Here is a 13,905-nt window from a genome sequence, read left to right as displayed (position 1 = left end):
CTGGGCCGATCTGTTCGACACGAAGAAATTCCCGGGCAAGCGCACGTTCTACAAGTGGTCCGCGCCGGGCGTGCTGGAAATCGCGCTGCTCGCCGATGGCGTGCCGGCCGACAAGCTCTATCCGCTCGACCTCGACCGCGCATTCAAGAAGCTCGACACGATCAAGAGCGACATCGTCTGGTGGAGCGGCGGTGCGCAGTCGCAGCAGCTGCTCGCGTCCGGCGAAGCACCGATCGGCATGTTCTGGAACGGCCGTCTGCATGCGCTGGAAGCGACCGGCGTGCCGGTGGGCATCTCGTGGAACCAGAACCTGACGGCAGCGGACATGCTGGTGGTGCCGAAGGGCGCGAAGAACCGCGCGGCCGCGATGAAGTTCCTTGCGGCGGCGACGAGCGCGCAGGCGCAGGCGAAGTTCGCGGCGGACACGGGCTATGCGCCGATCAACGTGAAGTCGGCGGCGCTGATGTCGCCGGCGGTGGCGAAGACGCTGCCCGACCAGTACAAGACCTCGCAGATCAATCTGGACATGAAGTACTGGGCCGAGCATCGCGACGACATCGCGAAGCGCTGGTACGCATGGCAGTCGAAGTAAAACCGAAATAAGCCGAAATAAAGCCGAGGTCATGCAGTAGCGCATGCCGCGGGATCGTCACGCGATTCCCGCGGCATTGCGCCAATTGAAGGTCACCGTAAGCCGCGCCTAGCATAAGCGCATCTGATGGACTAGCTGAAGCGCGCCACAGCTTTCGGTGCACCACTTCACCCGATGCGGTGCGCGATGCACCGGCGCCAGCAGTTCTCCCCGTCCTCCCCTCCCCGCACAGCCGAAACCGCGATTCCGGCCACCCGCTCCAGTGTTTCTCTTCAGGAATTTTTGATTCTTAACGTGAAACTTGGCATGGTCATTGCATTTGATTTCACGAAGCGAGGCCTGACGCCGAAATCTGTCATTCCGCCGCAGTCTGCGGATAAAGAATGATCGACAGGAACTGGATCGGCGTCTTGATGAGTTTTTCGGGACCGTGCGGCACGTCGCCCTGAAAGGTCAGCGTATCGCCGGGATGCAGCACGTAGGTCTGCTGGCCGTGCCGGTACTCGATCACACCTTTCAGCATGTGAATGAACTCGGTGCCCGGGTGTTCGAAGACCGGAAAGCGCTCCGATTCGTCGTCCATCGTGATGAGGAACGGTTCGAAGATTTTTTTCGGACCCTGGTCGTAGGCGAGCAGATGGTAGGTGTGACCGCGCGTTGTGCCCTTGCGCACCACCTCCATGCCGCCGCCCTTGCGCACGAACTGCGCGCCGCCGCGCGGCACGTCGTAGTTGCGGAACAGCGTGGACAGCGACACGCCGAGCGCCTGCGCGATGCGGTTCAGCACGTCGAGGCCGGTTGAAGTCTGCGCGTTCTCGATCTTCGAGAGCATGCCGCGGCTGATGCCGGCCTGCGAGCAGACCTGCGCGATGGTGAGGCCGTGGCGCTGGCGCAGTTCGCGGATGGTCGCGCCCAGGTAGTGTTCGAGCGGATTTTTCAGGGTGTCGCCGTTTTGCATCGCGTGCCTCGTGGAAAGCAGCAGATTAGCAGGGGCGCCTGCGCGCCGAGAGTTTCATGGCATGAATCATTGTTGCACAAAGACAGATTCCTGCCATCGCCGCGAAACGCGCGACGGTCGCCAGAGAGCGCGACCGGTCCGCGGGTTCCGGCAGTCCGGATCATGCGTTGCCGCATGGTGTCCTCAACCGCAGAAACGAAGCTGTTTGCAAGGAGTCGCAATGAACCTGAACGATGCGAGCAAGCTGCCGGTGGCCGAACTCGGGAGCGTGCCGCGCTTCGATACGGCCGACGACGCGCAGGCCTGGCTCTCACAGCAGGGCGTGAAGTACGTGCTGGCGCAGTTCGTCGACATTCACGGCGTGGCGAAGGCGAAGTCGGTGCCGGTCGCGCATCTGAAGACGGTATTGACCGACGGCGCCGGCTTTGCCGGCTTCGCGATCTGGGGCGTCGGCATCGAGCCGAACGGACCGGACTTCATGGCCGTCGGCGACCTCGCGACGCTCTCGACGGTGCCGTGGCAGCCGGGCATCGCGCGCATTGTCTGCGAAGGTCATGTGAAGGGCGAGCCGTGGACCTACGACTCGCGCGTCACGCTGAGAAAGCAGGTAGCGCGCGTGGCCGAGCGCGGCTGGACCGTGTTCACCGGGCTCGAGCCCGAGTTCTCGCTGCTGCGTCGCTCGGCGAGCGGCACGGTCGAGCCTTGCGATGCGAGCGACACGCTCGCGAAGCCCTGCTACGACTACAAGGGCCTGTCGCGCACGCGCGTCTTCCTGGAAAAGCTCACCGAATCGATGCGCTCGGTCGGCATCGACGTCTACCAGATCGATCATGAGGACGCGAACGGCCAGTTCGAGATCAACTACACATACACCGATTGCGTGACGTCGTGCGATCACTTCGTGTTCTTCAAGATGGCGGCCTCCGAGATCGCGAACGAACTCGGACTGATCTGCTCGTTCATGCCGAAGCCGTTCGCGAATCGCCCCGGCAACGGCATGCACATGCATGTGTCGATCGGCGACGGCAAACGCAACCTGTTCGCGGATCCCGCCGACCCCAACGGCATGGGTCTGTCGAAGCTCGGCTACCAGTTCACCGCGGGCCTGCTCGCGCACGCGCCCGCGCTCGCCGCGCTCTGCAATCCAACGGTCAACTCGTACAAGCGCCTCGTGGTGGGCCGCTCGCTGACCGGCGCAACGTGGGCGCCCGCCTACATCAGCTACGGCGACAACAACCGTTCGACGATGGTGCGCATGCCCGGCGAGCGCATTGAACTGCGCCTGCCCGACGGCTCCTGCAATCCATATCTCGCGACGGCCGCGATGATCGCCGCGGGACTCGACGGCATCGATCGCGAGCTGTCGCCGGGCGCGCCGTCCAACGACAACCTGTACGAATGGACGCCTGCGCAGCTGAAGGAACACGGCATCGGCGTGCTGCCGCAGAACCTGGAACAGGCGCTCGATGCACTGGAACGCGACCGTCTGATCTGCGACGCGCTCGGTCCCGTCGCAGACGAATTCCTGAAGCTCAAGCGCATGGAGTGGCTGGAATACATGCGCCACGTGTCGGACTGGGAAATGAAGAACTACCTGGAATTTTTCTGAGGAGAAGTGCTATGTGCGGAATCGTCGGATTGCTGGTGAAAACACCGGCATTGCGCGAGCGCCTGGGGGAACTGATGGTGCCGATGCTGATCGGCATGACCGAACGCGGACCGGATTCGGCGGGGCTCGCCGTGTTCGGGCGGCAGCTCGGCGACCGGCAACGCAAGCTCAGCCTGTACTCGGGTTTCACCGCCGAAGGCGACCGCTTCGACTGGCAGCAGCTCGCCGCATCGCTGAACGCGGCGATGGACGTCACGGCGCAGGTGGAAGCAAAAAGCAATCACGCGGTGCTGACGCTGCAGGGCGACGTCGACGCGGTGAAGACGTGGCTCAAGGACACGCATCCGAAGCTGTATCTATTGTCCGCGGGACGCTCGATCGATCTGTACAAGGACATCGGCTCGCCGTCGCAGGTCGCGGAACGCTACGACTTCGCGAGCCTGAAGGGCTCGCATCTGGTGGGCCATACGCGGATGGCGACCGAATCCGCCGTGACGCCGGACCGCGCGCACCCGTTCACCGCGGGCGAGGACTTCTGTCTCGTGCACAACGGTTCGCTGTCGAATCCGTATGGCGTGCGCCGCAAGCTGGAACCGCAGGGCATCCGCTTCGATACCGACAACGACACCGAAGCCGCGTGCCGCTTCCTCGAATGGCGGCTGCGCGAAGGCGACGAACTGCCCGTCGCGCTGCAGAAAGGCTTCGAGGAACTGGACGGCTTCTACACGTTCCTGATGGGCACGCCCGACGAGCTCGCGCTGATCCGCGATCCGTTCGCATGCAAGCCGGCAGTCGTCGCGGAGAACGACGACTACGTCGCGATCGCATCGGAGTTCCGCTCGCTCGCGCACCTGCCCGACGTAAAGCACGCGAACGTGTTCGAACCTGCCCCGGAGGAGATGTACGTATGGAAAGCATGACGTTCGATCTGACGCACGCCACCGTGCGCGAGGTCAACCAGTTCCTGCACGGCGATGCGGGCACGCTCGCAGGCCGCGAGGTGACGATCGCATCGCCGAACGGCGCGCACAACCTCGCGGTGGGCGTCGACGCAGCGGTATCGATCACGATCGACGGCCACGCAGGCTATTACGCCGGCGGCATGAACCAGCACGCGACGATCGTGATCGAGGGCAGCGCGGGCACCGGCGTCGCGGAAAACATGATGAGCGGCAAGGTGCACGTGAAGGGCTTCGCATCGAACGGCGCGGGCGCATCGGCGCATGGCGGGCTGCTCGTGATCGACGGCGACGCGGGACTGCGCTGCGGCATTTCGCTGAAGGGCGGCGACATCGTCGTCGGTGGTTCGGTCGGCAGTTTTTCCGCGTTCATGGCGCAGGAGGGCCGCATGGTGATCTGCGGCGACGCAGGCGATGCGCTCGGCGATTCGCTCTACGAAGCGGTGCTGTACGTGCGCGGCAACGTGAAGTCGCTCGGCGCCGACGCGCAGTTCGAGCCGATGACCGACGCTGATGTCACCGCGGTGACGCAGTTGCTGACCGCAGCCGGGCTCGATCACGATCCGCACGCGTTCAGACGCATCGCGTCGGCCCGCACGCTCTATCACTGGAACGCGGACGCGAACCAGGAATACTGAACCCGCCGCACTGGACCCAGCACCAGGACTTAAGCATATGGAAGCCAAACCCATTCAATTCGCGCGCCTGCAGCAGGAAGAGTCGTCGTCTTACGACCGCAAGGTGATCGACTATATCCACACCGCGGCGCAGCGCGGTCTCTATGAAATCCGCGGACTCGGCGCGAAGCGCCCCGTACCGCATTTCGACGACCTGCTGTTTCTCGGCGCATCGCTGTCGCGCTATCCGCTCGAAGGCTATCGCGAGAAGTGCGCAACGAAGACGGTGCTCGGCACGCGCTTCGCGAAGCAGCCGGTGGTGCTCGACATTCCGGTGACGATCGCGGGCATGAGCTTTGGCGCATTGTCCGCGAACGTGAAGGAAGCGCTCGGCCGTGCCGCGACCGCGTCGGGCACGTCCACCACCACCGGCGACGGCGGCATGACGCAGGAAGAACGCCGTTCGTCGAAGACGCTCGTGTACCAGTGCCTGCCATCGCGCTACGGCTTCAATCCGGATGACGTGCGGCGCGCCGATGCGATCGAAGTCGTGATCGGCCAGGGCGCGAAGCCAGGCGGCGGCGGCATGCTGCTGGGCCAGAAGGTCAATCCGCGCGTGGCGACCATGCGCACGCTGCCAGCCGGCGTCGATCAGCGCTCGGCGAGCCGCCATCCCGACTGGACCGGCCCGGACGATCTCGCGATCAAGATCCAGGAGCTACGCGAGATCACCGACTGGAACAAGCCGATCTACGTGAAGGTTGGCGCGACGCGCGTGTTCAACGACGTGAAGCTCGCGGTGCACGCGGGCGCCGACGTCGTCGTGATCGACGGCATGCAGGGCGGCACCGCGGCCACGCAGACCTGCTTCATCGAAAACGTCGGCATTCCGACGCTTGCGGCCGTACGCCAGGCCGTCGACGCACTCGACGACCTGAACATGAAAGGCCAGGTGCAGCTGATCGTGTCGGGCGGCATCCGTACCGGCGCCGACGTCGCGAAAGCGCTCGCGCTCGGCGCCGACGCGGTCGCGATCGGTCAGGGCATGCTGATGGCGCTCGGCTGCAACAGCGAGACGTACTTCCAGAACGGCGCGCTGCATTCCGCGCTCGACGGTTACGCGGCGCTCAACACGGCGCCCGGCTTCTGCCACCACTGCCACACGGGGAAGTGCCCGGTCGGCGTGACGACGCAAGACGCCGTGCTCGAACAGCGCGTACAGCCGGAAGAAGGCGCGCGCCGCGTACGCAATTATCTGAAGACGCTGACGATGGAGCTGACCACCATCGCGCGCGCGTGCGGCAAGCAGAACGTGCATCACCTCGAACCGGAAGACCTCGTCGCGCTGACGGTGGAGGCCGCCGCGATGGCGCGCATTCCGCTCGCCGGCACGTCGTGGATTCCCGGGCAAAACCGCTATTGATCAAGAACCGCGGCGGCCGCCGGTTACAGACACCGGCGGCCGTCGTCGCATCTCGCAGCGTCACCACAACGAGCATTCATCTTCATCCCTCTTGCAAGGAGCCGTCATGACGTCCCCAAGCGGTATCAAGACGTACGGATTGAAATCGAAGTGCCTGTCGTTTCCGGAAACGCTGTCGCAGTCGGTCGCGAACATTTCGCCGACGCTGACGCCCGTCGTGATCGTTCCGCTCGTGTTCGCTTCGGCGGGCAGCGGCACGTGGCTGTCGTATCTGTTCGCGACGATCGGCCTGATTCTCGTCGGCATGAACATCAACCAGTTCGCGCGCCGCTCCGCTTCGCCCGGTTCGCTCTACTCGTACATCGGGCGCGGCATGGGCGCGCCGGCGGGTTTTCTCGCCGGCTGGTGCCTGCTCGTCGCGTATCTGTTCACCGCGATGTCGGTGCTGTCCGGCGCGGTCAACTATGCGGCGATCCTGCTGAACATGGCCGGGCAGCACGTATGGAACGGCGTGCTGTTCGTGATCGGCGTCGCGGTGGCGTGGTACATCGCGTATCGCGACGTGAAGCTGTCCACCAAGGTGATGCTGCTGCTCGAAGGCATCTCGATGCTGCTGATTCTCGGGCTTGGCGCAATCGTCGTCGCGCATCGCGGCACCGCTTACGACGCCTCGCAGCTCAACGTGGCCGCGATGGATTTCTCGGGCGTGAAAGCGGGGCTGATTCTCGCGATCTTCAGCTACGTCGGCTACGAAAGCGCGACGACGCTCGGCGAAGAAGCACGCAACCCGCTGAAGAACATTCCGCGCGCGGTGATTCTGAGCACGGCGATCAGCGGCATCTTCTTCATGCTGACGTCGTATATCGCGGTGCTCGGCTTCAAGGGCTTGAAGACGTCGCTCGGTGCGAGCTCGGCGCCGTTCAACGATCTCGCCGATAGCGTCGGCGTTGCATGGTTCGGCGTGCTGATCTCCGCCGGCGCGGTGATCAGCCTGTTCGCATGCACGCTCGCGAGCATCAACGCGGCGTCGCGCATCCTGTTCGCGATGGGCCGACACGGCATCTTTCACGCGCGGCTATCGAACGCGCACAGCGTGAACCAGACGCCGCATTTCGCTGCCACGTTCGCCTCCGCGATCGTGCTGGCATTGCCGCTCGTGCTGCTCGCCGCGCACGTCGCGGTGCTCGACATCTTCAACGACCTGAGCACGATCGCGACCTTCGGCTTTCTTGTCGTCTACGTGCTGATTTCGATCGCGGCGCCGCTGCATCTGAAGCGCGAAGGCAAGCTGACCGCGGGTAGTGTCGCGTTGTCCGCGATATCGGTACTGTTCATGGTGCCGCCGATCGTCGCGACCGTGTACCCGACACCCGCTCCGCCCGCCGACAAGTTTCCGTACTACTTCATCGCGTACGTGGTGGTCGGTATGGTGTGGTTCACGGTGCTGCGCCGTTCGGCAGGCAGCCGTGTGATCGAGGGCATCAAGGCCGATCTCGAGCTGTCGGTTGCGCCGGTGAGTGAATAAGCGGCTTTATTTAGCGGCTCGCCCGAGCCCAGCCGCTAAAGACCAACCGCTTCGATCGCAATCGATGCAAGCAGTGCGCCGGGTTCCTGCGTCTGCAGATCGAGGCTTTCGTCATGCCCTTCGAGCCAGATGCCGCACAACGGCGCGAGCGAAACATCATGCAGCAGCGCGCTCTGCAACGACCACTTGCCGGAGAGCGCGATCAGCAGTTGCGTCGAAGCAGGCGCGATGCGCGCCGAGTGCGATACGACGGACAGCGTGGCCCGATGCGATGTGCGGCGCGTCATCACGTTGACCACCTGGGTCGGCCTGGTGGGTGCCGCGAGCCACACATGCAGCTCGCCCGGAAACTGCACCGGCTGACCGCGCCGCGCGACGAGCTGGCCGTCCTGCGTATGCAGTTCGACGGTGTCTTCGCCGGCCGGCAGCAGGATGCGGTCAAAGCCCGCGAACTGCGAGAAGCGCGCCGCGCCGGTCAGGCTCGCGAGGCTGACGCGCCAGCCGGACTCGCTGCCGCTATCCGGATCGCGTGCGATGGTCCGCGTTTCGCCGGCGCCGTTGGCCCAGGGTTCGGGCGCCAGAGCGAGACAGTCGAAGAAGTGGAGCGTCGAATCCGCAGATGGCTCGACGGCACGATGCGTCGTGGTCACAGTCACACCCCCGCGTTCGCGGCCCCGAGCGCGGCCCGATGATGCGCAACCGATGCGCTGATCACAACGAATACGTATTGGTTCATAACGGCCTTTCCGCGGGAAGCTACAGGATGTTGACGCCGATTCTATGAACGCGCTGCACGCCGAAATTTTGTATAAGGCAAACTTATGCTCAATACGCGCGATCGTCCGATATGTTCGCGGCGATCGTCGAAGCGTGCACCATGCATCCAAAGCCGAATCCGGCGCCCCCTCTTCTCGGAGTTCCGATGAGACGTACCCAGTCTCCGATCGATCTGCGCGCGCTGCAGGCATTCGTCGCGGTGTGCGAAACGGGCTCGATGACGGCCGGCGCGCGACAGCTCGGCGTGAGCCAGAGCGCGGTGAGCCAGTCGGTGTCGGCGCTCGAACGCGAACTCGGCGCGAGCCTGTTCGACCGCGACAGCCGTCCGCCGCGTCCGAACATCGCGGGACGCGCGCTGCTGGAGATGGCCGGGCCGCTGCTCGAACACGCGCACATGGTCAGCACGCGGCTCGGCGACGCGACGCTGTCCGGCACGCTGCCGATCCGCCTCGGCTGCGTGGATTCGTTCGCGGCGACCGTCGGGCCGGAGTTGATTCGCGCCGTGTCCGGTTCCGCGCGGCAGATCGCGCTATGGTCGGGGCTCACGCCCGGGCTCGCGAAGCAGTTGCACGATCGCGATGTGGATATGACCGTGTGCACGCAGACCGTGCTGAACGATGCGCGCATCGTCGAAATACCGCTGTTTTCCGAGGCCTTCGTCGCGGTGGTCGCGCGAGGCTGGCTCGATGGCCACGCGCACGCCGACTGGCGCACGCTCGCGCAGGAACTGCCGTTGATCCGCTATACCGCGCGCTCGGTGATCGGTCAGCAGGTAGAGCGTTTCGCGCGGCATCTCGGCATTGAGAGCCCACGCCGCTACGAGTTCGATGCAACAGATCCGCTGCTGAGCCTCGTGACCGCGAAGCTCGGTTTCGCGATCTCGACGCCGCTATGCCTGTGGCAGGCGCGGCACTATCTGAACGACATCGCCGTGCTGCCGCTGCCGTCCAGCCGGCTGGCGCGGCGCGACTTTTTCCTGCTGCATCGTCAGGGCGAGTGGGACGCGTTTGCGGGCGAGATCGTGACGCTCACGCGCCGCGTGCTCGACCATGTGATCCACCCAGCCCTCGCGCGCGCATTGCCGCAACTGCCGGACGATGCGCTGCGCTGATCGCCCATTCACCCATCCTTGTCACAATCCATCATGACCGAACTGTTTACGCTGGAGCGCGGCGAAGCGCCGTTGCTGATTTCGATTCCGCATCTCGGTACGCAGATTCCCGATGACCTGCGCGATCGCTATACCGACGTCGCGCTGACCGTGGCCGATACCGACTGGCATCTCGACCGCCTGTATGCGTTCGCGCGCGAACTCGGCGCGACGATGCTCGGCGCGCGCATGTCGCGCTACGTGATCGATCTGAACCGGCCGTCGAACGACGAGAGCCTGTATCCCGGTCAGACCACGACCGGACTGTGCCCCACCGAAACGTTCCGCGGCGAGCCGGTCTACCGCGCCGGCTGCGCGCCCGATGCCGCGGAAAAAGCGCGGCGCGTGCAAACGTACTGGCAGCCGTATCACGACACCTTGACCGCCGAGCTCGCGCGCCTGCGCGAGCTTCATGCGAACGTGCTGCTGTGGGAAGCGCATTCGATCGCGAGCGTGCTGCCGCGCCTGTTCGAAGGCAAGCTGCCGGACCTGAACCTCGGCACGCAGGACGGCCGCACCGCCGTGACCGCCGTGCAGCAGGCGGCGATCGATGCGGCTTCGGAAAGCGGCTTCACGTGGGTGGCGAACGGGCGCTTCAAGGGCGGCTTCATCACGCGGCAATTCGGCGCGCCGCAGCAGGGCATTCACGCCGTTCAGCTGGAGATGTGCCAGTCGACCTATATGCACGAACACGCGCCATTCGACTATGCACCCGAGCGCGCCGCGCAGGTTCAGCCCATCTTGCGGAAGATGGTTGGCGGTGCGCTGGCGGCGGTGAAGGCGGTCTGAACGTACGGGCGCCAGCGCGGCGCAGCGGTCCGAAAACTCACTGCCCGAGCGTCCGATACAGCTCGTTCGCGCGCGTCAGATGCGCGCGCATCGCTTCGGCTGCCGCGTCGCCGTCATGCTTCGCGATCGCATCGACGATGCGCTGATGCTCGCTCAACGTGAGCGCTTCGGCGCCCGGCGCGCGGACCATCGGACGGTAGTATTCGCCGGCCCATCGAAACAGCGACTCGACGATGGACGGGAAAATCGGATTGCCGCTGATCTTCGCGATCTCGCGATGAAACGCCATGTCGCGCTCGATGAATTCGTCGAGGTTGACCATCGACGCGCGATGCTGCTCGATGCTCTGCCGCAGCCGCGCGATGTCTTCGTCGGTTGCGCATTCGGCCGCCATGCGCGCGGTGCCCGTTTCGAGGAACAGGCGCGCGTGCTTCAGATGTTCGAGCATGTCCGGTTGCGTGCGCAGCAGATGCATCGCGCCGCCGGCGATCTGCGCGATCAGACGGTCGGCCGTCGGAATCACGACGCGCGCGCGCTCGCCATGCGCGATCTCGACGATGCCCGAGCGTTCGAGCGTCTGCAGCGCTTCGCGCACAGCGGGGCGACCCACGCCGTAGATCTCCATCAGCTCGCGTTCGGACGGCAGTTGCGAACCCGGCGCGATCTCGCCCGTACGAATGCGCTCCATCAGGCGGTCCACCACCTCCTGATAAAGTTTGCGACGCGGAATGATTTCGCCCATCACGTATCAGCTCAAGACTCTGGTGTAGTCACGATACCATAGCGCCATCGTGCGGATGCCGAGCGAGTCGAACGTCATGATCGGGCCTCGCGCCGACGCTAGTTCTCAGCACCTTTCAGCACGTCGCCGAAGAACGTCGTCGCGCCCATCTGCCCACCCTTCAGCACGATTTCGAGCCCGTCGCGCCGCGGCAGCATCGACCACGCGCGGCACAGCGGCGCACCCGGCGTCAGACCCGCGGCCACGCTCAATGCATCGATGCCGAGCGCGCTCGCGACTTCGCCCGAACTGTCGCCGCCCGCCACCACCACTCGCGGTAATTCGACGCGATCCAGCAGACAGCGCATCACGTCCGCCAGCGCGCGCCCAACCTGGCGAGCCGCGTCGTAGCGGCTCAGCGTCGCGCCGCTCGCGATCGCATCGAATTCGAGCACGGCGGGATCGTCCGGTCCTTCGGCGCTGTACACGATCGCGCTGCGGCCGTCGCGTATCGCCGCACTCGCCGCGCCCACTGCGCGCTCGATCTCGGCATCCGCAGCTTGCGCGTCGAGCACGCGACGCAGATCGAGCGGCTCGGTATGAAAGCCGTGCGCGCGCGCCCAGCCGATCTGCGCGGCCGTCACGGGCGAACAGCTGCCGCTCACCGCGGCAACCGCATCGACGGCGCGCGCAACCGGTAAGGTGGATTTCGACGGCAGCCAGCCACGCGCACGCCAGTACGCGACGAGCGCATACTGCAGCCCCGACGAAGACGCGCTGAACACGCCCTCGCCGCGCTGCTCCCATACGAGCCGTCCACATTCAGCGAGCGTTTCGTCGTCGAGCACGTCGATCAGCACGACAGGCGGCTCATCCGCACAGAGCGCTTCGACGCGTGCGGCGCCGTCGCCCGCGCGCAGCTGCACCATATCGACCAGCTCGATGCGACGCGAAGTCTGACCTGCGAGATGCAGGCGCAGATCGGCCTCGTTCATCGGCGTGACCGGATGGCGCGACATCGTCGGATGACGGTCGAGCCGGTAGCCGGTGCCGTTCACCGCGGCGAACAGATTGCCGAACAGCTGATAGCGCTTGAGGCGCGGCGCGCCGACTACCATCGGCGACCAGCGCGCACGCATCTGCTTCACGCCGATATCGATCGCGCGGCCGATCGAGCCCACGTCCAGCGACGAATCGAACGTCGAGCATATCTTGTATTGCAGGATCGGCGCACCAAGTGCAGCGAGACTCGAAAACGCAGCGGGCAGCACGTCGTCCATCCACGCCGGACTGCGGCCGCGCGACGATCCGGCGAGACCGACGCAGCGCACGTCCGGAAAGCGCGCGAGCAGTTCGGGCGTCGGCGTGTCGAGGCACAGCACGGTCGGCACGCCGGCCGACGCGAGCGCATCCATCGCGTCCGTGGAGCCGGTGAAGTCATCGCCGTAGTACGCGAGCAGCAGGCCTTCGGGCAAGCCGCTCGATGGCCGATCGGACGTTGACACGTTCGCAGGCGCACTCATTTCCAGAATCCGAGCGCCGCGCGCAGCGACGGATGCTTCTGCGCATGACGTTCGAGCGGCACGCCTTCCATCGCGGCAACCCACGCTTCGCGCATCGCTTCCACACCGGCCTTGACGCCCTGCGGATGACCGAAGATGCCACCGCCCGCCGCATGGATCAGATCGGCGCGGCCCAACGCGGCGAACGTATCGGCGGCTTGCAGACCGGTCTGCCCGGAACTGAACACCGGCATCGCCGCCATCGGCGTATCGGGCCGTACCGGCGCGAGCACCGCGCGCGCGGCGGCGATCACGCTGTCGTCCGGTTCGCTGAACTTGTTGCGCAGGCCATTCACGTGCAGATGATCCGCGCCCGCGAGCCGCCAGATCGTTTGCCACGGTGCGTAGTCCCAGCCGAGCGCCGGGCTGCGCGACAGATAACCCCAGCCCGCGCGATGCGCATGGATCGGCAGCTGCGCATGACGGCGCAATTCGTGCAGCCCGACCAGCCCCACGGAGTTCAGCACCGCCATCACGCACGTGCCGCCTTCGGCGAGCACCAGATCGTGACGCCGCCGCATCTGGTCGAGATCGCCTGTCAGGTTGAACGCGACCATCGCCTTCTTGCCGGTGCGATCTGCGTGCGCGTTGACGACGCGCATCACCGCTTTCACCCGCTGGTCGAACGGACAATGCGGACCATCGCCCTGTAGTTCGTCATCCTTGATAAAGTCGATTCCGCCCTCCACCAGCTCCCGTACCTGCTGCGCGGTCTCCTCCGGCGAGAGCCCGACGCTCGGCTTGATGATCGTGCCGATCAGCGGACCGTGCTCGACGCCTGACAGACGCCGCGTACCGTCGATGCCGAACGCGGGCCCCGGATAAGCCGCGACGAACGACGGCGGCAGCGTCAAACCCGTGAGCCGCAGCCCCGACACCTGACGCAGCTCGAACAGGTTGCCGGCAATCGTCGACATCAGGTTCGGCAGCGACGGCCCCATGTTCTCGATCGGCCACGACAGTTCGAGCGCGCATTGCGTATAGCGACTCGCCTGCATGCCGCCGGGCAGGCTCGGCGTCGCGCTCGTGCCGAGCGTGTCGAGGCGCTCGACGCGCGCGCCCGAGCGCGCCTTCAGCTCGGGCGTTTCGTTCGGCAGCGCGACGAAGGTGCCGCTCGACTGCTCGCCGGCGATGACGTCTGCGGCGCGCTGCGGATCGTCGCCGGTTTCGAGCCAGTAGGTTGCGTGAATACGTTCGCTCACGATGCGGTCTTCCTGTGCAAA

General features: G+C 65.4%; 13 protein-coding genes. 8 read left to right on the top strand and 5 right to left on the bottom strand.

Features of this window, described 5'->3' with window-relative positions:
- Positions 1-592 (top strand): extracellular solute-binding protein (locus tag DVS29_RS33915; protein ID WP_118185199.1); only part of this gene is annotated, 592 nt, incomplete at its 5' end.
- A gap of 355 nt (positions 593-947) precedes the next feature.
- Here the strand turns inward: DVS29_RS33915 and DVS29_RS33910 are convergent.
- Positions 948-1,550 carry a helix-turn-helix domain-containing protein gene (locus DVS29_RS33910; RefSeq protein WP_205962576.1) on the bottom strand — a complete coding sequence of 201 codons (603 nt, stop codon included), beginning with the start codon at positions 1,548-1,550 and terminating at the stop codon, positions 948-950.
- Positions 1,551-1,770: 220 nt separating this feature from the next.
- On the opposite strand from DVS29_RS33910, the gene glnT reads away from it, so the two are divergent.
- The 5 genes from glnT to DVS29_RS33885 all read left to right on the top strand — a co-directional run bounded on the left by glnT (position 1,771) and on the right by DVS29_RS33885 (position 7,683).
- Positions 1,771-3,159, top strand: coding sequence for a type III glutamate--ammonia ligase (gene glnT, locus DVS29_RS33905; protein ID WP_240655950.1), 1,389 nt, complete (start codon positions 1,771-1,773; stop codon positions 3,157-3,159).
- 11 nt (positions 3,160-3,170) lie between these two features.
- Positions 3,171-4,079, top strand: coding sequence for a class II glutamine amidotransferase (locus DVS29_RS33900; RefSeq protein WP_118185197.1), 909 nt, complete (start codon positions 3,171-3,173; stop codon positions 4,077-4,079).
- The gene (locus DVS29_RS33895; protein ID WP_118185195.1) at positions 4,067-4,756 is read left to right on the top strand and encodes a GltB/FmdC/FwdC-like GXGXG domain-containing protein; all 690 of its coding nucleotides are present in this window, start codon (positions 4,067-4,069) and stop codon (positions 4,754-4,756) included. Before DVS29_RS33900 ends, DVS29_RS33895 begins: the two co-directional genes overlap by 13 nt.
- 37 nt (positions 4,757-4,793) lie before the next feature.
- Entirely contained in the window at positions 4,794-6,158 is a 1,365-nt protein-coding gene (locus tag DVS29_RS33890; protein ID WP_118185193.1) for an FMN-binding glutamate synthase family protein, read from the top strand.
- 106 nt (positions 6,159-6,264) lie between these two features.
- Complete coding sequence (locus tag DVS29_RS33885) at positions 6,265-7,683, top strand: APC family permease (protein ID WP_118185191.1); 1,419 nt, start codon at positions 6,265-6,267, stop codon at positions 7,681-7,683.
- Between the two features lie 35 nt (positions 7,684-7,718).
- Here DVS29_RS33885 and DVS29_RS33880 read toward each other — a convergent pair whose 3' ends face one another.
- Positions 7,719-8,339 carry a HutD/Ves family protein gene (locus DVS29_RS33880; protein WP_164708051.1) on the bottom strand — a complete coding sequence of 207 codons (621 nt, stop codon included), beginning with the start codon at positions 8,337-8,339 and terminating at the stop codon, positions 7,719-7,721.
- A gap of 266 nt (positions 8,340-8,605) precedes the next feature.
- On the opposite strand from DVS29_RS33880, the gene DVS29_RS33875 reads away from it, so the two are divergent.
- Together DVS29_RS33875 and hutG are read left to right on the top strand one after the other, a co-directional pair.
- Positions 8,606-9,571 carry a LysR family transcriptional regulator gene (locus DVS29_RS33875; RefSeq protein WP_118185205.1) on the top strand — a complete coding sequence of 322 codons (966 nt, stop codon included), beginning with the start codon at positions 8,606-8,608 and terminating at the stop codon, positions 9,569-9,571.
- 33 nt (positions 9,572-9,604) lie between these two features.
- Positions 9,605-10,399 carry an N-formylglutamate deformylase gene (gene hutG, locus DVS29_RS33870; protein WP_118185188.1) on the top strand — a complete coding sequence of 265 codons (795 nt, stop codon included), beginning with the start codon at positions 9,605-9,607 and terminating at the stop codon, positions 10,397-10,399.
- Positions 10,400-10,436: 37 nt separating this feature from the next.
- Here the strand turns inward: hutG and DVS29_RS33865 are convergent, their stop codons facing one another.
- The 3 genes from DVS29_RS33865 to DVS29_RS33855 all read right to left on the bottom strand — a co-directional run bounded on the left by DVS29_RS33865 (position 10,437) and on the right by DVS29_RS33855 (position 13,884).
- The gene (locus DVS29_RS33865; protein WP_118185186.1) at positions 10,437-11,141 is read right to left on the bottom strand and encodes a transcriptional regulator NanR; all 705 of its coding nucleotides are present in this window, start codon (positions 11,139-11,141) and stop codon (positions 10,437-10,439) included.
- Positions 11,142-11,239: 98 nt separating this feature from the next.
- Positions 11,240-12,643 (bottom strand): 3-oxo-isoapionate kinase OiaK, encoded by a 1,404-nt coding sequence (oiaK, locus tag DVS29_RS33860; RefSeq protein ID WP_118185184.1) that lies wholly within the window; start codon positions 12,641-12,643, stop codon positions 11,240-11,242.
- The gene (locus DVS29_RS33855) at positions 12,640-13,884 is read right to left on the bottom strand and encodes a ribulose-bisphosphate carboxylase large subunit family protein (RefSeq protein ID WP_118185182.1); all 1,245 of its coding nucleotides are present in this window, start codon (positions 13,882-13,884) and stop codon (positions 12,640-12,642) included. The genes oiaK and DVS29_RS33855 overlap by 4 nt, the downstream gene beginning before the upstream one ends.
- Between the last annotated feature and the right edge of the window lie 21 nt (positions 13,885-13,905).

The sequence above is a fragment of the Paraburkholderia phosphatilytica genome, assembly GCF_003443895.1.
GTDB lineage: Bacteria > Pseudomonadota > Gammaproteobacteria > Burkholderiales > Burkholderiaceae > Paraburkholderia > Paraburkholderia phosphatilytica.
Note: the sequence above shows the minus strand (reverse complement) of the source record. Positions and strands in the feature narration are given on the sequence as shown.